Origin of the sequence: Curtobacterium sp. JUb34, assembly GCF_003755065.1 — a bacterium.
Lineage (GTDB): Bacteria > Actinomycetota > Actinomycetes > Actinomycetales > Microbacteriaceae > Curtobacterium.
Genome location: NZ_RJVH01000005.1, coordinates 268,406 through 287,710, shown reverse-complemented (window position 1 = coordinate 287,710; position 19,305 = coordinate 268,406). Strand labels below are relative to the sequence as shown.

22 protein-coding genes are annotated in these 19,305 nt (G+C 66.6%); 12 read left to right on the top strand and 10 right to left on the bottom strand.

Features of this window, described 5'->3' with window-relative positions; genetic code table 11:
• Positions 1 to 172: 172 nt before the first annotated feature.
• Positions 173 to 1,378, bottom strand: coding sequence for an MFS transporter (locus EDF63_RS17945; protein ID WP_123314335.1), 1,206 nt, complete (start codon positions 1,376 to 1,378; stop codon positions 173 to 175).
• A gap of 355 nt (positions 1,379 to 1,733) precedes the next feature.
• On the opposite strand from EDF63_RS17945, the gene nrdH reads away from it, so the two are divergent.
• The 7 genes from nrdH (at position 1,734) to EDF63_RS17915 (ending at position 8,114) form a co-directional block, all read left to right on the top strand.
• Complete coding sequence (gene nrdH / locus EDF63_RS17940) at positions 1,734 to 1,967, top strand: glutaredoxin-like protein NrdH (protein ID WP_017886897.1); 234 nt, start codon at positions 1,734 to 1,736, stop codon at positions 1,965 to 1,967.
• Positions 1,968 to 2,079: 112 nt separating this feature from the next.
• A complete protein-coding gene (nrdI, locus tag EDF63_RS17935; protein WP_071291227.1) occupies positions 2,080 to 2,496 on the top strand; it encodes a class Ib ribonucleoside-diphosphate reductase assembly flavoprotein NrdI in 417 nt (138 codons plus the stop codon).
• Between the two features lie 17 nt (positions 2,497 to 2,513).
• Positions 2,514 to 4,619, top strand: a complete 2,106-nt coding sequence (nrdE, locus tag EDF63_RS17930) for a class 1b ribonucleoside-diphosphate reductase subunit alpha (RefSeq protein WP_123314334.1) — start codon at positions 2,514 to 2,516, stop codon at positions 4,617 to 4,619.
• A gap of 94 nt (positions 4,620 to 4,713) precedes the next feature.
• Positions 4,714 to 5,715 carry a class 1b ribonucleoside-diphosphate reductase subunit beta gene (gene nrdF / locus EDF63_RS17925; RefSeq protein WP_123314333.1) on the top strand — a complete coding sequence of 334 codons (1,002 nt, stop codon included), beginning with the start codon at positions 4,714 to 4,716 and terminating at the stop codon, positions 5,713 to 5,715.
• A 183-nt stretch (positions 5,716 to 5,898) separates the two neighbouring features.
• A complete protein-coding gene (locus tag EDF63_RS18495; protein ID WP_148061836.1) occupies positions 5,899 to 7,383 on the top strand; it encodes a P-loop ATPase, Sll1717 family in 1,485 nt (494 codons plus the stop codon).
• 134 nt (positions 7,384 to 7,517) lie between these two features.
• Positions 7,518 to 7,619, top strand: a complete 102-nt coding sequence (locus EDF63_RS18815) for a TetR family transcriptional regulator (protein WP_185021512.1) — start codon at positions 7,518 to 7,520, stop codon at positions 7,617 to 7,619.
• 30 nt (positions 7,620 to 7,649) lie between these two features.
• Positions 7,650 to 8,114, top strand: coding sequence for a TetR family transcriptional regulator C-terminal domain-containing protein (locus EDF63_RS17915; protein WP_123314331.1), 465 nt, complete (start codon positions 7,650 to 7,652; stop codon positions 8,112 to 8,114).
• Positions 8,115 to 8,243: 129 nt separating this feature from the next.
• Here the strand turns inward: EDF63_RS17915 and EDF63_RS17910 are convergent, their stop codons facing one another.
• The 5 genes from EDF63_RS17910 to EDF63_RS17895 form a co-directional block, all read right to left on the bottom strand.
• On the bottom strand, positions 8,244 to 8,579 hold the full coding sequence (locus tag EDF63_RS17910; RefSeq protein WP_123314330.1) for a hypothetical protein: 336 nt from the start codon (positions 8,577 to 8,579) through the stop codon (positions 8,244 to 8,246).
• Between the two features lie 13 nt (positions 8,580 to 8,592).
• Positions 8,593 to 8,919, bottom strand: coding sequence for a hypothetical protein (locus EDF63_RS17905; RefSeq protein ID WP_123314329.1), 327 nt, complete (start codon positions 8,917 to 8,919; stop codon positions 8,593 to 8,595).
• Positions 8,920 to 9,011: 92 nt separating this feature from the next.
• A complete protein-coding gene (locus EDF63_RS18810; RefSeq protein ID WP_185021511.1) occupies positions 9,012 to 9,584 on the bottom strand; it encodes a histidine phosphatase family protein in 573 nt (190 codons plus the stop codon).
• 86 nt (positions 9,585 to 9,670) lie between these two features.
• On the bottom strand, positions 9,671 to 10,096 hold the full coding sequence (locus EDF63_RS18805) for a hypothetical protein (protein WP_185021510.1): 426 nt from the start codon (positions 10,094 to 10,096) through the stop codon (positions 9,671 to 9,673).
• Positions 10,097 to 10,228: 132 nt separating this feature from the next.
• Positions 10,229 to 10,582: an SdpI family protein gene (locus tag EDF63_RS17895; protein WP_148061835.1), complete on the bottom strand. Its 354-nt coding sequence runs from the start codon at positions 10,580 to 10,582 to the stop codon at positions 10,229 to 10,231.
• Positions 10,583 to 10,659: 77 nt separating this feature from the next.
• Between EDF63_RS17895 and EDF63_RS19150 the strand changes: the two genes are divergently transcribed.
• From EDF63_RS19150 to EDF63_RS17880, 3 genes are all read left to right on the top strand, one after another.
• On the top strand, positions 10,660 to 10,995 hold the full coding sequence (locus tag EDF63_RS19150; protein ID WP_123314327.1) for a PLDc N-terminal domain-containing protein: 336 nt from the start codon (positions 10,660 to 10,662) through the stop codon (positions 10,993 to 10,995).
• Positions 10,996 to 10,999: 4 nt separating this feature from the next.
• Positions 11,000 to 11,215, top strand: a complete 216-nt coding sequence (locus EDF63_RS17885) for a hypothetical protein (protein WP_123314326.1) — start codon at positions 11,000 to 11,002, stop codon at positions 11,213 to 11,215.
• A gap of 152 nt (positions 11,216 to 11,367) precedes the next feature.
• Entirely contained in the window at positions 11,368 to 11,766 is a 399-nt protein-coding gene (locus tag EDF63_RS17880; RefSeq protein WP_123314325.1) for a hypothetical protein, read from the top strand.
• A gap of 129 nt (positions 11,767 to 11,895) precedes the next feature.
• Here EDF63_RS17880 and EDF63_RS17875 read toward each other — a convergent pair whose 3' ends face one another.
• Both EDF63_RS17875 and EDF63_RS17870 read right to left on the bottom strand, forming a co-directional pair.
• Complete coding sequence (locus EDF63_RS17875; protein WP_123314324.1) at positions 11,896 to 12,945, bottom strand: methionine synthase; 1,050 nt, start codon at positions 12,943 to 12,945, stop codon at positions 11,896 to 11,898.
• A complete protein-coding gene (locus tag EDF63_RS17870; RefSeq protein ID WP_123314323.1) occupies positions 12,942 to 13,928 on the bottom strand; it encodes a putative oxygenase MesX in 987 nt (328 codons plus the stop codon). The genes EDF63_RS17875 and EDF63_RS17870 overlap by 4 nt, the downstream gene beginning before the upstream one ends.
• 120 nt (positions 13,929 to 14,048) lie before the next feature.
• Between EDF63_RS17870 and EDF63_RS17865 the strand changes: the two genes are divergently transcribed.
• The gene (locus EDF63_RS17865; protein WP_123314322.1) at positions 14,049 to 14,990 is read left to right on the top strand and encodes a LysR family transcriptional regulator; all 942 of its coding nucleotides are present in this window, start codon (positions 14,049 to 14,051) and stop codon (positions 14,988 to 14,990) included.
• 56 nt (positions 14,991 to 15,046) lie between these two features.
• Here the strand turns inward: EDF63_RS17865 and EDF63_RS17860 are convergent, their stop codons facing one another.
• A complete protein-coding gene (locus tag EDF63_RS17860) occupies positions 15,047 to 16,456 on the bottom strand; it encodes a family 20 glycosylhydrolase (protein WP_148061834.1) in 1,410 nt (469 codons plus the stop codon).
• Positions 16,457 to 16,630: 174 nt separating this feature from the next.
• Between EDF63_RS17860 and EDF63_RS17855 the strand changes: the two genes are divergently transcribed.
• Positions 16,631 to 17,809: an SGNH/GDSL hydrolase family protein gene (locus EDF63_RS17855; RefSeq protein WP_185021508.1), complete on the top strand. Its 1,179-nt coding sequence runs from the start codon at positions 16,631 to 16,633 to the stop codon at positions 17,807 to 17,809.
• 21 nt (positions 17,810 to 17,830) lie between these two features.
• Here the strand turns inward: EDF63_RS17855 and EDF63_RS17850 are convergent, their stop codons facing one another.
• Positions 17,831 to 19,297: an SDR family NAD(P)-dependent oxidoreductase gene (locus EDF63_RS17850; RefSeq protein WP_123314319.1), complete on the bottom strand. Its 1,467-nt coding sequence runs from the start codon at positions 19,295 to 19,297 to the stop codon at positions 17,831 to 17,833.
• Between the last annotated feature and the right edge of the window lie 8 nt (positions 19,298 to 19,305).

Here is a 19,305-nt window from a genome sequence, read left to right as displayed (position 1 = left end):
GGCGGGCGCGCGCCGGGCCTCCCGGTCGCCTGTGGAGAACGCGACCCGCGCGGCCGGACGCCCGTTCGTTCCCATGCCGGCGGCGGAAGTGGAAACGGGCGTACCTGGTCGGAACTTCTGACCAGGTACGCCCGTTTCGACCAGGTACCCCGAAAGCCCCCCCGCCCGCCGGTCAGGTCGGCAGGACCACCGGCTCGGTGTCGGGGATGGGACTCGCGTCACGGCCGCGCAGGTCGGGCAGCCAGCGCTTCGCCCCGAGCGCGACGACGACGCCCACCCCGGCCATGACCGCACCGACCGTGAAGCCGCCGACCGGGCCACTGCTGTCGATCAGGAAGCCGGCGACGGCGGAACCGCCGGCGGCACCGATCAGCTGGCCGGTGCCCATCCAGCCGTAGGCCTCGGCCGTGTCGGAGAACTTGACCGTGGCGGAGACCGAACCGAACATCACCGCGAGGGCGGGCGCGATGCCGATGCCCGCGATGACGAGGGCGAGGCAGAGCCACCAGAAGTTCGTGCCGCCCAGGGCGAGTGCGAGACCGACGAACACGATCGCCATGCGTGTCCACAGGGTGTTCGGGGAGATCGGACGGTGGCCGAACGCCAGGCCACCGAACAGCGACCCGACCGCGAAGACGGCCAGGACGATCCCGGCGTTCGGGCTGCCCTCGCCGAAGACGCTGGTGACGCTGGCCTCGACCGCGGCGCACGCCCCGATGAGCAGCAGACCGGTCAGGGTGGCGACGACGACCGACGGGCGCTTCAGGACCACGCCGAACGCGCGCTTCGAGCGGGGGATGCGGACGCGGCCGAGCTCGGGCGAGGCGATGAACCAGATGCCGCCGACGACGAGGAAGACCATGGCGACGACGATCGCCTCGACCGTCCCGATCTGGGTCGCGACGAACGTGGTGATGACCGGGCCGGCGACCCAGATGAGCTCCTGGGCGCTGGCGTCGAGGGAGAACAACGGGGTGAGCTGCGACGAGGTCACCATCTTGGGGTAGATGGTGCGCACCGCCGGCTGCACGGGCGGGACCGCGAGGCCGCCGAGGAACCCGACCACCACGTAGCCCCAGAGCGGCATGAGGACGAACCCGATGACGCCCATGCTCACGAGCGCGACGAGGCTCGTCAGGATGAGGACGGGGCGCATGCCCCAGCTGCCCATCCAACGGCTGGTGAGCGGGCCCGCGAGCGCCTGCCCGACACTCGTCGTCGCGAGCACCAGACCGGCTGCGCCGTAGGAGTGGAAGACGTGCTCGACGTGCAGCAGGTAGGCCAGCGAGAGCATCCCGAACGGGAAGCGCGCAGTGAGCTGTGCAGCGATGACACGACCCACGCCGGGGGTCTTCAGGAGGGGGCCGTACGTGCTCACGAGACGAGTGTACGGACCGGACGGAACGGGGTGTCACCCGTCCGGGGGAGGTGTGGATCGCGACACGCCGACACGCTGATTCCACACATGTGGATCGTGGCTGTCCACCGGTGTGGGGAAGTGTCGGTGGTCGGGCGGAGACTGGCGGAAACTCGGGCCTCCCGGGAATCCACAGACTGTGGAGGACGTTGTGGAGAACTACATGGCTGTAACACTTCCTCTTGTGGTCGGTGCCGCGGCTAGCCACTAGATGTAGTGTGGAGACATCGCAGCGGCCCCTCCCGGACACGACTGCGGACAGACATCAGCACCACCTCCACAGCACGTGAGAAATCAGTAGAAACCAGGGGAGAACATGGCCGTCACCGTCTACACCAAGCCGTCCTGCGTCCAGTGCACCGCGACGTACCGGGCCCTCGACAACAAGGGCATCGAGTACGAAGTGCACGACGTCTCCACGGACGAAGCAGCGCTCGAGCACGTCAAGAGCCTCGGCTACATGCAGGCCCCCGTCGTCGTCACGGACGACGACCACTGGTCGGGCTTCCGCCCCGACAAGATCGCGACGCTCAGCGCCGAACTGGCGTAGTCGCCTCCCGTCCTGTGGGCGGTCACCCCGGACCCGCTCAGGAGGCCCGGATCACCGCCCGCAGGACACCCTCCGGTCCGCCTGTTCCGCACCTTCACCACAGGAGCGCACCATGAGCCGATTGGTCTACTTCTCGAGCGTGTCCGGGTACACCGCACGCTTCGTCGAGAAGCTCGGCCGCGACGCGGACCGGATCCCGCTCTACCCGAGCGAACCCTTCCTCCACGTGGACGAGCCCTACGTCCTGTTCCTGCCCACCTACGGTGGCGGCAACGGCGAGGGTGCGGTCCCCAAGCAGGTCATCAAGTTCCTCAACGACGCGCACAACCGCTCGCTCATCCGCGGTGTGGTCGTCGGCGGCAACACGAACTTCGGCGAGGCCTACGGCCTGGCAGGGGACGTCATCGCACGGAAGTGCAACGTCCCCCTTCTCTACAGATTCGAACTCTTCGGGACCCCTGACGACGTGTCGGCGGTCAACTCAGGATTGGATGCATTTTGGACGCAGCAGTTGCAGACGTCGATCTGACGTCGCCGCAGACGGGGATGGACTACCACTCCCTCAACGCGATGCTCAACCTCTACGACGCGGACGGCAACATCCAGTTCGACAAGGATCGTGAGGCCGCCAAGCAGTTCTTCCTGCAGCACGTCAACCAGAACACCGTCTTCTTCCACAACCTGAAGGAGCGGCTCGACTACCTGGTCGAGAACGAGTACTACGAAAAAGCCACGATCGACATGTACTCGCTGGACTTCATCCAGCGACTCAACGACCTGGCGTACTCGAAGAAGTTCCGGTTCCAGACGTTCCTCGGCGCGTTCAAGTACTACACGAGCTACACGCTCAAGACGTTCGACGGCAAGCGCTACCTCGAGCGCTTCGAGGACCGCGTCGTCATGACCGCCCTCGGCCTGGCCCAGGGCAACGAGCAGCTCGCCATCGACCTGGTCGAAGAGATCGTCGCCGGCCGCTTCCAGCCCGCGACCCCCACGTTCCTCAACACGGCGAAGGCACAGCGCGGCGAGCTCGTCTCCTGCTTCCTGCTGCGCATCGAAGACAACATGGAGTCGATCTCGCGCGGCATCAACTCCTCGCTGCAGCTCTCGAAGCGCGGCGGCGGCGTGGCCCTGCTCCTCTCCAACATCCGCGAGGCCGGCGCCCCGATCAAGCAGATCGAGAACCAGTCCTCGGGCATCATCCCCGTGATGAAGCTGCTGGAAGACTCCTTCTCCTACGCGAACCAGCTCGGTGCGCGTCAGGGTGCCGGTGCGGTCTACCTCAGCGCCCACCACCCGGACATCATGAAGTTCCTCGACACCAAGCGCGAGAACGCCGACGAGAAGATCCGCATCAAGACGCTGTCCCTCGGCGTCGTCGTGCCGGACATCACGTTCGAACTCGCGAAGAACAACGAGGACATGTACCTGTTCTCGCCGTACGACGTCGAGAAGGTCTACGGCGTCCCCTTTGGTGACGTCCCGATCTCCGAGAACTACCGCGCGATGGTCGACGACTCGCGCATCAAGAAGACGAAGATCAAGGCGCGTGACTTCTTCACGACCATCGCCGAGATCCAGTTCGAGTCGGGCTACCCGTACATCGTGTTCGAGGACACGGTGAACAAGGCCAACCCGATCAAGGGTCGGATCAACATGTCCAACCTGTGCTCCGAGATCCTGCAGGTCAACACCCCGACGACCTTCAACGAGGACCTGTCCTACAAGGAGATCGGCAAGGACATCTCCTGCAACCTCGGCTCGCTGAACATCGCGCTGACGATGGACTCGCCCGACTTCGGCAAGACCATCGAGACGGCCATCCGCGGCCTGACCTCGGTCTCGCAGATGTCGCACATCACCTCGGTGCGCTCCGTCGAGGACGGCAACGACAAGTCGCACGCCATCGGCCTCGGCCAGATGAACCTGCACGGCTACCTCGCTCGTGAGCGCGTCTACTACGGCTCCGAAGAGGGCATCGACTTCACGAACATCTACTTCTACACGGTGCTGTTCCACGCCCTTCGTGCGTCGAACAAGATCGCGATCGAGACCGGCGAGACCTTCGACGGCTTCCGTGACTCGAAGTACGCGTCGGGTGAGTTCTTCGACAAGTACACCGACCAGGCGTGGACCCCCGCGACCGCTCGTGTTGCCTCGCTGTTCGACAACGCGAACATCACGATCCCGACGCAGGACGACTGGAGGGCGTTGAAGGCGTCCGTCCAGGAGCACGGCATCTACAACCAGAACCTGCAGGCCGTCCCGCCGACCGGTTCGATCTCGTACATCAACCACTCGACGTCGTCGATCCACCCGATCGCGTCGAAGATCGAGATCCGCAAGGAAGGCAAGCTCGGCCGCGTCTACTACCCGGCGCCGTTCATGACGAACGACAACCTGGACTACTACCAGGACGCGTACGAGATCGGTGCCGAGAAGATCATCGACACGTACGCCGCGGCGACGCAGCACGTGGACCAGGGCCTGTCCCTGACGCTGTTCTTCAAGGACACCGCCACCACGCGTGACATCAACAAGGCCCAGATCTACGCATGGCGCAAGGGCATCAAGACGATCTACTACATCCGTCTCCGCCAGCTCGCGCTGGAGGGCACGGAGGTCGAGGGCTGCGTCAGCTGCATGCTGTAGAGCTGCTGCTCTCTTCCTGGAGGCGCGGGGCGGGCCCCGCCCCGCGCCTCCAGTCCGTCATCAGATCACCATCTCGAATCCGGAAGACAATCCCATGACCCTCACCGACCCGGTCCACGCCACGGGCAAGTCCATCCCGCTGATCAGCTCGGTCAGTGCCATCAACTGGAACCGCATCCAGGACGACAAGGACGTCGAGGTCTGGAACCGGCTGGTCAACAACTTCTGGCTCCCCGAGAAGGTGCCGCTGTCGAACGACGTGCAGTCGTGGAACACGCTGACGCCGGCGGAGCAGCAGCTCACGATGCGGGTCTTCACCGGCCTGACGCTGCTCGACACCATCCAGGGCACCGTCGGGGCGATCAGCCTGATCCCCGACGCGATCACCCCGCACGAAGAAGCCGTCTACACGAACATCGCGTTCATGGAGTCGGTGCACGCGAAGAGCTACTCGTCGATCTTCTCGACGCTCGCCTCGACGCCTGAGATCGACGACGCCTTCCGCTGGTCCACCGAGAACGTGAACCTGCAGAAGAAGGCCCAGATCGTCCTCGACTACTACACCGGTGACGACCCCTTGAAGCGCAAGGTCGCCTCGACGCTGCTCGAGTCGTTCCTGTTCTACTCCGGCTTCTACCTGCCGATGTACTGGTCCTCGCGCGCCAAGCTCACCAACACCGCCGACCTGATCCGCCTGATCATCCGCGACGAAGCCGTCCACGGGTACTACATCGGGTACAAGTTCCAGAAGGGCCTCGAGGGCGCCTCGGAAGAGCGCAAGCAGGAGATCAAGGACTACACGTTCAACCTGCTGTTCGAGCTCTACGAGAACGAGGTGCAGTACACGCAGGACCTCTACGACGGCGTCGGGCTGACCGAGGACGTCAAGAAGTTCCTGCACTACAACGCCAACAAGGCGCTGATGAACCTGGGCTACGAGCCGATGTTCCCCAAGGAGACGACGGACGTGAACCCGGCGATCCTGTCGGCCCTGTCGCCGAACGCGGACGAGAACCACGACTTCTTCTCGGGGTCGGGGTCGTCGTACGTCATCGGCAAGGCGGAGAAGACTGAGGACGAGGACTGGGACTTCTAGGTTCCGCTCGACCGGGGAACGCCCCGCTGGCTTCGGCTGGCGGGGCGTTTCCGCGTCCGCTTCCTCTCCTAGACGCACTAGTTCGTCTCCGTATGCCGGGGCATGAGCGCCACTCGAACGAGACTGCAGGTTTGCATACTCCCTGGACTAAGCGCATGGAATATGCGAGGATCCGGGAGAGAGGTGAAACTTACCATGCACGCAGATAAATTCCACGCGCTCTACTTTGGGCGGGCGTCGGCCGAAAAGGACTTCGCGGGCGATCCCGAAAAGTTCTTCCGGACGTACCTCGATAGGTACGATATTCCCGCCCGTGTCGCTAATCACGAGCGATTCCTTCTTCTTGGACCGAAAGGCTCCGGAAAGAGCGCCGCCGCCAGGTATGTCGACGAAAGCTGGCGGCGCGAAATGGGCGTGGGGCTAGTTTACTCAGAATACATTGACTTTGACCAGGTTAATCAAACCCAAAGTCCTTTGTCGAGCATAACAAATCAGCTCGTTAGTCACGAAATTACTACCGCTACTGACTCGGCGTGGAGACTATTCATAGCGATCAAGTTCCTGATGTCACTGGTCCGGGATGACAGTAGCTCACTCGCTCACGATTCGAAGGCGCAGTCGCTTCTGCGCAAACTCGAGGATCAAGGCCTAGCGGATCGCGACTATCCGAACGTGCTGCGGAAGGTTCGCGAGCGGAAGATCTCGATGGGCTTTTCAGCGCTGTTCGATGGACTTGGCCTCCGAGGCGGAAGAGAGGATCGGACCTGGGAAACGGATCAATGGAGCCCGGCTCAGATCGCTACAGCTCTTCTAGCTCTGGTGTTGAGAGACCAAACAGTTAGTCGGCACCTCCTGGCTATCGATGGACTCGACAAGTCCATCGGAGATAATCGAGCTTACTGGGACACCATCGCGTCGCTTATCCGCGTTGGTAATGAGTTGAATACTCGATTCACTGGTAGCAATTTCTATCTACTGATCATGTGCAGGTCGGACGTGTTCCGCCGTGTCAGATTTTCGGATAGTGCTGAGATTCTCGCGGATTCGAGCATACGGATCGAGTGGGGTGCGGAGGCGGCTCATGCCAAGGAAGTAGCACTCTGGGACTATCTTGCGAAGAAAGCCGAGATCTCGAGGCAGGATCTCCTGGGTATAGTTCCTTCAAGTATCCCAGTAGGAAAAGACGGGCGAGTGGCCGGGGTGCAGTACATCGTGGAATCCACTCGATACACGCCTCGGGACTTCAGTGTCCTTTTTCAGGCGATACAATCACAGGCGCCGCGAGGCGAGCTGCCGACGCCGCAATCCGTTCGCAAAGCCCGAGATGAATTTGCTCGTAATCACTTCCTTAACGAACTTGAATCGGAAGCCCACGGCTTATTACAAGACAAAGTTATCACAGGGCTTCCTCGATTCATCAGTGCATTGCAGAAGCGGCGGGTGAATCGGAGCGATGTGGTGCAAGCCATGGCATCCGCATCGCTGCCAAAAGATTTGACAGTTGCCGAATTGGGTGAGTACCTGTTCGTGCAGGGGGCGTTAGGCAACTACGATCCAAATTCGGGCTATACACAGTTCTACCATCGGCGCGATGCGAACCAATTCAACCCCCGAGGGCCATGGGAGCTGCATACTTCGCTGACGTACGCGTTCAACTTAGACTGGTGAAATCGCCCGCTCTGGTGGTTGATCTATAGCTCTGTTTACTCGTCAGCGGAACTCGCTGATGTCGTTGTGTGGCCGGGGGGGGGGGGGTCCGCGGAGCCCACATCCCCCGACCGCGCAAGTTCGACGAAGCTGACGTGGTCGAGCGCGCACGACGCACGTTCGCGGAGTCCGGCTTCGACGGCACGTCCCTCGATGACCTGCTCGCGGCGACCGGCCTCGGTCGGCAGAGCCTCTAGAACACGTTCGGCGGCAAGAAGGAGCTCTTCATGCGCGCCTTCCTCAGCGACACCGCCGAGGCTGTCGAGGTCGTGCAGGTGGTCCTGCGGAGTCCCGAGCACCCGATCGCGCGGATCCGGACGCAGCTGGTGTCCGTTGCGGTCGAGCACCGGGCAGCGCAGGGGGCACCCTCGCTGCTGCTCCGCGCAGCGGTGGAGCTGTTGGCCCGAGACTCGGAGGTCGCGCCGACCGTCTCCGAGGCCTTCGACACCATCCGCGCGGGCTACACGGCCTGCATCGTCGATGCTCATCCGGCTGGCGAGGTCGAGGCGGACGCCGACGTGGAGGCGCTCGGCACCTACGTCTGCGCGGTCATCGAGGGGATGGTGGCGATCGGACGCGTCGGGACCTCGCGAGCGGCCCTCCTGCAGGTGGGGATCGCGAGCCTCGCGGCCCTGCCGATCACACCGCTCGGCGCAGAGCACCTCGGCACCGCGGACGGTCCCTGGAACTGAGCGTCATCACGCACCGGGGTGACGCCGCGCCGGCGTGACCGGCGGGGCGGGCCGCTGCCGCGCCTCCAGTCCGGGTCTGGAGGCCCGCATCCAGAGGGCGCGACGGCGCCCGCCCGTCACCTGGTTGCGCTAGACCACCGCCGCGAGCGACCCGTAGACCAGGAGTGCGATCACTGCGCCGGGGAGCATCACGATGATCGCGACGGGGACCGCCCACACCTGGTGCACCCACGGGTGACCGCCGGGCTTCGTGGCCGCCATCGCCGCGAACGAGGACGCGGACACCAGCACCGCCCATGCCGCCGTCATGGAGACGATCGCCACGGCGTGGGCGCCGGTGCCGACCAGCGGGAGGACGAGTGGGAGGAAGAACATCGCCGCCGCGACGATGAACCCGGTCCGGGCCGTGACTCGGAAGGCCTTGCGGCGGCTGTTCATCTCGCCGATGGTGCGCTGGTCGTCCACGGGGTGCCTCCGATCAGGACACTTGGCTGAGGAGGGCGACCAGGGAGCCGAAGCCGACGAGTTCCGCGGCGCTCAGGGCGGCGCCGACGACGCCGATCACAGCGCCGCGGGTGGCGTCCGGACGCTGCCGCTTTCGGTCACGCGTGCCGGTGACGACTGCGCAGATGCCGAAGACGACGGCGGCGAGGACCCAGAGCTGCAGCAACACCAGGGCGTAGCCCATGAAGGCAGCCTGCAGCAGGAAGTACAGGACCAGGCTGACGACGATCGCGGCTGGTCCGGACACCGCGAGCCACCCCAGCTGCCATGCCGTCGAACGTTCCCGGACGTCGTCGCTCATCTGTCCACCCTCGTGTTCCCCTGCAGGTCAGGGTACTGCCGTCGAGCGGTAGGACCGTTGTCGGGTCCGGGCTGACTGACCCACGCGCCGCTTCAGTGGACGTGTTCCCACGGCGATAGCGCCGTCAAGCCCTGCGGGTCGAAGGTGAAGGAACTGCCCTTCGCTGGCTGATCGAGTGCGCGGCTGATGCGCTCGCGTCGGAGGCTCGCCAGCAGGAGTGCGCCGACCCCGCCGTGGGCGATGAACGCGATGCCCCGCTCGGGCGTCTGCGCCGCGAAGCGTCGGACCGCGCGCTCGACACGGCTCTGTGCGTCGATCGCACGTTCCCAGCCGCGGACGGACCGCTGCGGTTCGGCGAAGAACGCGTCGACGGCCGGTTCGAACGCGCTCGGGTCGAGGTAGCCGGTCGCGCTGCGGCCCATCTCACCGAGGTCCTCGTCGACCTCGAACTCCGTGCCCCACCGTCCGGCGATGATCTCAGCGGTGTCCAGGGCCTTCCGCTCGCTGCGGCTGACGATGCGGAGGGGTTGGGGGATCGTCGCCGCGATGCGTGCTGCACGGGCACGTCCGACTGCGACGGACCGCAGTCCTGGATCCGAACGGCTGTGTCGAGTCCTGCTGGGGAGGAGTGTCGGCGCCTGCTCCGAGCTCGGTCGTCCGCTCACTGACTCGACTGTCACTCGACGTGCCGCCGGCGGCCCCGCAGCGCGCGCCGAGAGAACGAGATGCGTGTGCCTCGCCCCAGCGCGACTCAGGTCGGTGACGTCGTGCCCGCGCCCTCGGTGTCGTCTGCGCCGGCCGGGCCGGTGCCTGCCTGGTCGAGGTTCTCGTGCGGATCGCCCATGTCGCCGGTCGCCTTGCCCGCGGGCGACAGCCCGAAGTGCTTGCGGACGGCGTTCGTCTCGGTGACGGACAAGGTGTTCCCGGCTTCGGGGGAGGGCGCGCTCTTGATCGCGCTCTTCGTGTACCCGACGTGCAGGTCCGTGCCGTCGAAGGTGGCGTCCTCGACCGGGACGAGCGCGGTGTGACCACCGAGTAGTCCGGTCGCGACGCTGACGAACGCAGCGCTGCCGTCCTCGTCGGAAGGGAACACCTGCGCGACCTTGCCGACCGATGCGCCGTCGCGGTCCTTCACGGTCGCGTTCTCGACCTCGTGGATCGTGCTCTTGGTGATCATGGACGTAGTCAACGCCCTCCCGCCTGGCGCTTCGTGGCGAAGCGCTCGCCGTGTCCCGGGGTGCCTTCGATCGGCGCGGCGATCGGGCGCTCACGTCCCACCGCGAGCTCACGTTCTCCGTGTTGCGCCTGGTCATCCTCCGGGGGCGCTGCGGCGCACAGCCCGGTGTGCCACCGGGATGGACAGGAGTGCGCCGCCGAGGAGCACCACAGCAGCCACGATCACGGAGAGCGGCGTGCGAAGCGGTGGAAGACCGAGGCTCGCCGAACACCACACCACGGTGATCGCTCCCGCGGCGATCGTCGGCCGCAGTGCCGCGCGGTGTCCGATGCGCCAGGCCAACTCGCTGGACATCGTGATCCGGGTCCGGATGCCGGCCAAGCTGTTCCGAGCGAGGGATCCGTCGGCACCCCTCCAGGTGAGCCAGGTCACGAGGACGGCACCTGCAATCTCGATCGTCAACGCGAACACCATTGCTCCAGTCATGAGACCGACGCTAGTGTTCTCAACGGCGAACGGCAATGTATTACGTTTGAGCAGTTGAATTGGCGGATGGCTGCAAGATGACGTACCGGACTCAGGAGCAGAGCATGCATCCCCTCGTTCCGACACCGCTCGACGGTGTCCTGATGGCGATGTCGATCACCGCGCTGTTCCTCGCTGGCGCAGCCTTCATCTCGGTGATGCGGCGAGCGTCGACCTCCGGCGGGCGCTTGGTCGCATGGGTGGTCGTCGTCCTCTTCGTTCCGATTCTCGGGCCGGCAGCGTGGTTCATCGCCCGGCGGCGTGGAGCTCGGGTCGAGCCCGACGGCGGCGGTTTCGGCTCGTGGGGGATCCACCCCCACGCCACACGCTCGTTCAGATCGTTGCAATCGGGGCCGAGACGCCGAATACGCTGATCAGATGAACGGTCCTCGCGTACTCACCCTCGTCGGCGGCATCGTCTCCGCCGTCGGCGGTTTCATCTGCGGCTTGGCGGTGATCGCGACGTTCGACGGCGGGTTCGACGGCGGTGCGAACATCGGGGCCGGCATCTTGCTGATCCTCGGGGTGCCGCTGGCCATCGTGGGTGGTGTGCTCCTGCTCATCGGTGCAGTCGGGTTGATCGCTCGACGCTGATCGGGTTTGCCAGGGAGCAGCCAAGCTCATGCGTCTCTGGAAGGAGAAGCCAGATGGGGCCACATCAACGGAAGGCCGGCAACGTCGTCCGGGCGACAGGAGCCGTACTGCTCGCGGTCGCCGTTCTCACTGGTTGCAGCGAAGGGTCTGGCATGAACACGAAAGAAGCGAAGCAGTCGATCGTCACGTTCGTCGAGGGTTCGACGGACGTTGTCGGTGACGGTTGGGAACCCAACGACGGTCCACGGCTGGGGAAGTGCGGACTCGGCCTCGGGACCGGCGGCGTCCAGTACGTCTACGCCAAGGTCCGCGCTGCCAGCGCTGATCCAAAGGCCGACGTCGAGGCGGTGGAACAGCACTGGAAGGAGCTCGGGGTCACGACCGAGCGGTACCAGACCGGCGGCGAGGACCCGATCCTCGGCGTCCGGGGCAGGGGCGGTCCGGTGAGCTCCTCCGACTTCCGCGCGGATCCCCGCGGATACACGATCGACGGCAGCTCGCAGTGCGTTGCGGGGGACTTCGAGAAGATGAGCCTCGACAGCCAGAAATGACGACCGCGGCCTGATCGCCGGAACCGAGCCGCGCCTCCAGACCGGCCCGAGACGCGAGCCCCTGCCGGGCGTGACATGGAAGACGGCCCGCCCCGTTGCCGAGGCGAGCCGTCCGGTCGGACCGGGACGCTAGCGCGCAGCCGGCACCGCCGCGCCGACGAGCTCAGCCCGCACGATGTCCGCCCCAGCGGACAGCGCACCGAGCTTGTCCAGCGCAGCCCCCCGCGCCAGGGGAGCCATCCCGCAGTTCGAGCTCGGGATGAGCTTGTCCGCATCGACGAACTCGAGCGCCCTGCGGAGCACCTCCGCGACCTCTTCCGGGGTCTCGACGGTCTCGGTCGCGACGTCGATCGCCCCGAGCATGACCTTCTTGCCGCGGATCAGCTCGACGAGCTCGAGCGGCACGTGCGAGTGAATGCACTCCAGCGAGACGATGTCGATGGACGACTGCTGCAGCAGTGGGAAGGACTGCTCGTACTGCCGCCACTCGGCGCCGAGCGTCTCTTTCCACTTGTTGTTGGCCTCGATGCCGTAGCCGTAGCAGATGTGCACGGCGGTCTCAGCGCGCAGGCCCTCGGCTGCGCGTTCGAGTGCGGCCACGCCCCAGTCCTGCACCTCGTCGTGGAAGACGGTGAAGGCGGGCTCGTCGAACTGGATGATGTCGACGCCAGCGTCCTGCAGTTCGCGTGCCTCTTGGTTGAGGATCGTGGCGAACTCCCACGCCAGCTTCTCGCGGCTCTTGTAGTGCTGGTCGGAGAGCGTGTCGATCATGGTCATCGGGCCGGGGAGCGCCCACTTGATCGGCCGGTCGGTCTGCGCGCGCAGGAAGCGAGCGTCGTCCACGAACACGGGCGCCCGGCGGCTCACGGCACCGACCACGGTCGGGACGGCCGCGTCGTACCGGTCACGGATCCGGACGGTCTCCTTGCGCTCGAGGTCGACACCGTCCAGGTGCTCGATGAACGTCGTGACGAAGTGCTGGCGGGTCTGCTCGCCGTCACTGACGATGTCGATGCCGCGGCGCTCCTGCTCGTGGACGGCGGAGCGGAGTGCGTCCTGCTTGCCCTCGGTGAGTGCTGCGCCCTGCAGGTTCCAGGGGGACCAGAGCTTTTCGGGCTCGGCGAGCCAGGACGGCTTCGGCAGGCTGCCGACGATCGAGGTGGGGAGGAGGGTGCTCATGCGGTTGCGAGTCCTGACGATCGAAGAGAAGGAACGGCGGCTTCGGCGGCGAAACGCGACAGCAGCGCGTGGTGCGGCGTCACGAGGTGCTCCTCGGTCCACCGGCCCTGGGTGATCCCGAGGCGGCTGCGCTCCTCACGGTCGTAGGTGACGGGGGTGGGCGTGAAGTCGGTGTGGTCGAGCGTGGGGCGGTAGGTGCTGCCGGCCGGGGTGTTCGCGGCGTAGATCTCCGGACGGTAGATCTTCTGGAACGTCTCCATGGTGGCGATCGTGCCGATGAGCTGCAGGTCCGTGTAGTCCCCGGTCAGGTCACCGCGCGTGTAGAACGCGAGCGGGGCCGACGCTCCGGCGGGCTGGAAGTACCGGACCCGCATGCCCATCCGTCCGAAGTAGTCGTCGGTGAGCGAGGAGTGCTCGTGCTCGTACTCGGCGCCGAGGACGGGGTGGACGTACCCGGTCCGGCGGTAGGTCTGACTCGTCGAGACGCTGATGCAGACGACGGGCTCGGCACCGAACTCCGAGCGGAACGCGGAGGACTCCAGGAAGCGCTGGAAGAGCGCCCCGTGCAGCGCCCCGAAGTCAGACGGCAAGCCCGGCGATGACGGCAGCAGCACGGAGAAGTCGTAGTCGCGCAGGTACGACGAGAAGTTGTTGCCGAGGATGCCGTGGTGGCGCTCGCCGGTGTGCTGGTCGACGATCGTGACGTCGAGCATCTCGAGCAGCGGGAACTCGGCGTCCGCTCCATCGTCGAAGAACTGCAGCGAGGCCGAAACGATGTCGAGCTCCAGGCGGTAGCGGTCCCCGGCAGCCAAGAGGTCGTTCGCGCGTCCGTCGATCATCGCCAGCGCAGCACGGAGGTTCTGCTGACGGTGCTCGCCCCGCGCCAGGTTGGCGAAGTTCGTGGTCAGCCGGGAGCTGTCGGCGGGGGAGTAGTCCTCGTCGAACCGGGTCCGGGTGATGCTGAAGGTGAGGTCGTTCGCCATGGTCGGCAATCTGTTCGTCGAGCGGCCCGTGGGCACGATGGGAAGGATGCATCGATCATGGCTGGATTCGCGAGCCATCAGGTAATACCGAGACGCTATGCACCGGTATAGCCTCGGCCTATGGCACGTGTCTCGAATGACATCACCCTGCAGCAGCTCCGGTACTTCATCGAGGTCGCGACGGAGGGCTCGATCAGCGCAGCGGCCGACCTGCTCTACGTGTCGCAGCCGACGATGTCCGCCGCGATGAAGGACCTCGAGACGCGGATCGGGCGCCCGCTCTTCACCCGATCGGCCAGGGGCGTCGTGCTCACCGTCGACGGCGTCGAGTTCCTCGGGTACGCCCGACAGGTGGTCGAGCAGGTCTCCCTGCTCGAGCAGCGGTACGTCGGCGGCCAGCGGTCGCGTCGGCTGCTCGGGGTGTCCGCCCAGCACTACTCGTTCGCGGTGGAGGCCTTCGTCCGGATGGTCGAAGCGGCCGCTGCGGACGAGTACGAGTTCTCGCTCCGTGAGACCCGCACCTGGGGCATCATCGAGGACGTCCGCACCCTGCGCAGCGAGGTGGGCATCCTCTACCGCAACGACTTCAACAAGCAGGTGCTCGGCAAGCTGCTGCGGGACGCCGGCGTCGTCTTCACCCCGCTGTTCGTCGCGCAGCCGCACATCTTCGTGGCCCGTCGGAACCCCATCGCGTCACGGGAGCGCGCGACCCTCGAGGACCTCGCCGACCTGCCGCGGCTGACCTTCGACCAGGGCGCGAACAACTCCTTCTACCTGGCGGAGGAGATCCTGTCGACGATGTCGAGCAAGCGGGAGATCCGTGTCTCGGACCGCGCGACGATCTTCAACCTCATGATCGGCCTCGGCGGGTACACGATCTCGACCGGGCTCATCAGCGACGACCTCGACCCCGAGATCGTCGCCATCCCCCTCGACGTCGACGAACGCATCGAGATCGGCTGGATCGCGCACGCCTCCGTGCCCCTCACCGTGCAGGCGCAGGCCTACCTGGACGAGTTGCGCGCGGTGGTCGCAGGCTACGGCGTCGAGCCGCTCGGATAGGCAGGCCGCGGTTCGCGCGGTTCCGGCGGTCGGCCGGGAGGCCCGTCATGCGTCCGTCAGGAGGCTGCGGTCTCGAGCATCGCCTTCACGTGCGGCGCGCTCCACCGCAGGAGCGCGTCAGCGGGTGGACTGTCGAGGTCCTCGCCCCAGATCGCGACGGCCGCGCCCGACATCGGAGCTGCGAGCAGCGAACCGGAGTCGCCGTCCCACGTCCGGAGTGACCAGTTCTCGCGGAGGTCGGCGACGGTGTACTCGCTGTCTGCCGGGTCGAGGTCGGTCGGCACCTCGTACAGGTAGTACGAGTTGTAGTTGAGCAGGTCGATCCCGGCCTGCTGCAGGTCGACCGCACTCGCCCGTCGCGCTCGGCGTTCGCGGCGCTCGGCTGCGTCCTCGGTGTCGCCGTCGAAGCTCCAGTACGTGACGTGGATGCGCGGATCCAGTCGCCCGACCGCAGCGCGATCGATCCCGTCGTTCCACGCCCAGACCTCGCGGTTGCCGAGCGTGGCCGCCATCGCGTTCATCCACGCGACGCGTTGGGCGGCGGTGACGTCGCCGCCCCATTCATCGCCGCCGATGTGCACGGCGCGGCTGGACGGGAAGGTCCGCTGCACCTCCGCGTACAGCTTCTTCGCCAGCGCGAGACTCCCGGGCGCTGACGGGTCGAGCTCGCTGGCACCCGAGCGGATGCGATCGACCCACTTCGTGCCGTGCTGCGCCTCGAGCAGTGCGAAGGCGGCAGCCATGTGCCCGGGGGTGTCGATCTCCGGCACGACCGCGATGCCCCGCTCCGCCGCGTAGGTGGTGATCGTGCGTGCCTGCGCGGCGCTCAGGAACGGGCGATGGGTCACACGGCTCGTGTAGACACCGTGGTCGAGATCGGCGTTCGCGAGGGTCTGACCGAGGACCTTGCTCTCGATCCCGACGTTCTGGTCGTCGGTGAGGTGCAGGTGCAGGAAACGCCCGCCGTTGTCGTCGAGCAGGTCGATGTACCGCTTGATAAGTGCCACGGGGTAGTAGGCGCGAGCGACGTCGAGCATCACGCCCGTTTCGGGACGCGCGCGCTTCGTGGGTTTCGTGCTGACGGTCGCGGTCGACGTGCGGCACTGTTTTGCGGAGTACGCACCGGCGCAGGCGAGGACCGAGTACTTGCCGGCTGCGGCACGGGAAAGCGTCGCGCGGACTGCGGTGACGGAGGTGCTCGAACCAGCGGACAACGCCTTCACCGCGACCCGGCCGAGCGTGTACTTCTTCGTGCCGGCGGACAGGTACAGCCAAGCTGAGGTAGCGGGCTTCCGCACGGAGGCGGTGTTCTTGAGCTTCAGGGTGGTGCGGACGGCGGTGCCGGTCGAGGTGGCGGTGGTGGACGCGGTGACCTTCGTGACCGTCACCGTCGAGGCTGCGGTGTCCGCTGATCCTGCCGTTGCACGGATGCCGACCAGGGCTGCGGCCGACACGGCGATTGCCAAACCGACCGCGATGGTCCGTCTGACGGAGTGCGGCGCGGTCGATGGACCGGCGGTCGGGTCCGGAGTTCCGGTGGAGGAGGGCACGAAGACGACGGTAGTTCACCAGGGTTGCGCGGTTAGCATTGCCCGACCCGGCGCCCGGTCGCGGACCACATCCCACCCAGGGGAGACAACGTGAACGGCCACGAGCGCACCACCGATCGCGGTCGGCGTCGCGGGTCGCCCCGGCTCGTCGCAGGCCTGGTCGTCGCACTCGTGTCGATCGTCGCGACGGGGTGCTCCGCGGCGAAGACCCCGGAGGTCGCCGAGCCGCTCGCGACATGGAACGCCGCCGTGGCCGACCGGACCGAGGCGCCCGCGAACTGGGTCGCCCTGGGGGACTCGATCACCGAGGGGCAGGGCGCCTCGTCACGCCCCACCCGGTGGATGGACCTCACGCTCGACCAGCTGCGCACGGAGCACCCGACCGACGGGGTCACCGGAGGGGCCGGGTACCTCCCGGCGCAGTTCGCCGTGTACGCACCGGACTCGACCTGGGGTGACTGGGCGACGGCGCGCACGGGGGAGAGTCAGTTCGACGTCACCACCCCCGACCTCGGCTACCGATCGGTCGCCATGCAGGCGGGCGCTTCGCGGAGCTACGGCTTCTCGGGCACAGGGATCGACATCTGGTGGGCGCGCTACCCCGGGTCCGGCGACTTCACCTACAGCGTCGACGGAGCCGCACCGACGACCGTGGCCACGACGGGGACCGCCAGCACCGGGACGACCACGACGGTGGACGGATTGTCGAGCGGGGAGCACACGGTGACCGTCACCGCCGTCGCGCCGTTCTCCTTGCTGGGGTTCACGATCTACGACGGTGACCGGGACAAGGGGATCCACCGCTACGACTCCGCGCACTCGGGATCGACGATCGCGACGTTCACGAAGGACCAAGAGGGCTTCCTGACGGCGATGCGTCGTGCTGCTCCGGACCTCATCACCATCACGCTGGGTGGCAACGACGCGGCGAACCTCACACCCGAGGAGCTCGGCGCCCAGTACGTGGCGTTTCTCGCGGCGCTCGCGGCGCTCCCCTCGGAGCCCTCGCTGCTCGTGATCGGCGAGTTCACGCCGGCGTCGAGCATGACGGACGGCATGGCGGAGCCGTGGTCGAGCTACCTCGCAGAGATCAAGCGTGCCGCGGCGAAGGGCGGCGCCGCGTACGTCAGCATGGCTGACACCTTCCCCGAGGCCGACACCTCCGGGACGGGGATCTACTCGACGGACGGCATCCACCCCAACGACGAGGGGCAGCGTCGGATCACGAAGCTCGTACTCGCGACCCTGGCTGCGCACGAGGGCGACTGAGCGGCGGACAGGCCGCGGGGCTCACCAGGAGCTCGGCTTGTAGTCCTTCAGGAACACACCGAACACGTCCTCGCCCGCCTCGCCCCGCACGATCGGGTCGTACACACGGGCAGCCCCGTCGACGAGGTCGAGCGGCGCGTGGAAGCCCTCCTCCGCCAGCCGGACCTTCGTCGGGTGCGGTCGCTCGTCGGTGATCCACCCGGTGTCGACGCTCGTCATCAGGATGCGATCGGTCTCGAACATCTCCTGCGCGCTCGTGCGGGTGAGCATGTTGACGGCGGCCTTCGCCATGTTCGTGTGCGGGTGCCCCGGCCCCTTGTAGGCGCGGCCGAACACGCCCTCCATCGCGCTGACGTTCACCACGTAGGTACGGTTCGCCTCGCTCGCCGCCATCGCGGACCGGAGCTTCGAGATCAGGATGAAGGGAGCCGTCGTGTTCGCGAGCTGGACCTCGAGCATCTCGAGCGGGTCGACCTCGTCGACGGCTTGCGTCCACGAGTTCACGTCGTGCAGGTCGGGCACGAGTCCGCCGGCATCGATGGCGGTGCCCATGGCCAGGCGCTCGAGCGAGCTCGATCCCGGAGCCATCGCCTGCTCGGTCAGTTCGTCGGCGCGGGCTGCGGCGGCCGCGAGGATCGGGTGCGCCGTGACCGAGCGGGCGAGCGCCTGCGGGTGCTGGTCGTTCGTGTGCCCGAAGGTCACGAGCTCGGGCAGTGGGCCGTCCGGCAGCGGCGCGAGTTCGGCGTCGACGAGGGGCTGGTACGCGCCGGGCGAGCGGCGGACCGTCTGTGTCGCGTTGTTGATCAGGATGTCGAGGGGCCCAGCGGCGGCGACGTCCTCGGCGAGCCCGATGACCTGAGCAGGGTCGCGGAGATCGATGCCGACGACCTTGAGGCGCGAGATCCAGTCAGCGGAGTCGGGCAGGCTCGTGAACCGGCGGACGGCGTCGCGGGGGAACCGCGTCGTGATGGTCGTGTGGGCGCCGTCGCGCAGCAGGCGGAGCGCGATGTACATGCCGATCTTCGCGCGGCCACCGGTCAGCAGCGCCCGCTTGCCCGTCAGGTCGGTCCGGGCATCGCGCTTCGCGTGACTCATCGCCGCGCACGAGGGGCACAGCTGGTGGTAGAACGCGTCGACGACGGTGTACCGCTGCTTGCACATGTAGCAGGGGCGTGACTTCAGCAGTGTGCCGGCGGTGGACGCCGTGGTCGAGGTGCTGATCGGGACCCCGCGGGTCTCGTCGTCGATCCGGTCGGCGGCTCCGGTCGCGGTGGCGGCGATCACGAGGCGGTCGGCCTCGGCGATGACCGCGCGCTTCTCGAGTCGGTGCGCACGCTTCACGGCCTTGAACATCTTCGCCGTGGCCTGACGCACCCGCACGAAGTCGGGGTGTGTCTCGTCGATCTCGGTCATCTGCTCGAGCACCCGGAGCGTGGCGTCGAGGTCCTCGGGGAGGATGCCGCTGGGTTCGGGGTGCTCGGAGATCACACGGGATT

Coding starts and splice junctions, on each gene's coding strand:
- EDF63_RS17880 (WP_123314325.1), top strand. CDS start 11,368: ATGAACACGAAAGAAGCGAAGCAGTCGATCGTCACGTTCGTCGAGGGT.
- EDF63_RS19150 (WP_123314327.1), top strand. CDS start 10,660: ATGACGTACCGGACTCAGGAGCAGAGCATGCATCCCCTCGTTCCGACA.
- EDF63_RS17885 (WP_123314326.1), top strand. CDS start 11,000: ATGAACGGTCCTCGCGTACTCACCCTCGTCGGCGGCATCGTCTCCGCC.
- EDF63_RS18805 (WP_185021510.1), bottom strand. CDS start 10,096: ATGATCACCAAGAGCACGATCCACGAGGTCGAGAACGCGACCGTGAAG.
- nrdI (WP_071291227.1), top strand. CDS start 2,080: ATGAGCCGATTGGTCTACTTCTCGAGCGTGTCCGGGTACACCGCACGC.
- EDF63_RS17915 (WP_123314331.1), top strand. CDS start 7,650: ATGCGCGCCTTCCTCAGCGACACCGCCGAGGCTGTCGAGGTCGTGCAG.
- EDF63_RS17875 (WP_123314324.1), bottom strand. CDS start 12,945: ATGAGCACCCTCCTCCCCACCTCGATCGTCGGCAGCCTGCCGAAGCCG.
- EDF63_RS17905 (WP_123314329.1), bottom strand. CDS start 8,919: ATGAGCGACGACGTCCGGGAACGTTCGACGGCATGGCAGCTGGGGTGG.
- EDF63_RS17865 (WP_123314322.1), top strand. CDS start 14,049: ATGGCACGTGTCTCGAATGACATCACCCTGCAGCAGCTCCGGTACTTC.
- nrdH (WP_017886897.1), top strand. CDS start 1,734: ATGGCCGTCACCGTCTACACCAAGCCGTCCTGCGTCCAGTGCACCGCG.
- EDF63_RS17895 (WP_148061835.1), bottom strand. CDS start 10,582: ATGACTGGAGCAATGGTGTTCGCGTTGACGATCGAGATTGCAGGTGCC.
- EDF63_RS17870 (WP_123314323.1), bottom strand. CDS start 13,928: ATGGCGAACGACCTCACCTTCAGCATCACCCGGACCCGGTTCGACGAG.
- nrdF (WP_123314333.1), top strand. CDS start 4,714: ATGACCCTCACCGACCCGGTCCACGCCACGGGCAAGTCCATCCCGCTG.
- nrdE (WP_123314334.1), top strand. CDS start 2,514: ATGGACTACCACTCCCTCAACGCGATGCTCAACCTCTACGACGCGGAC.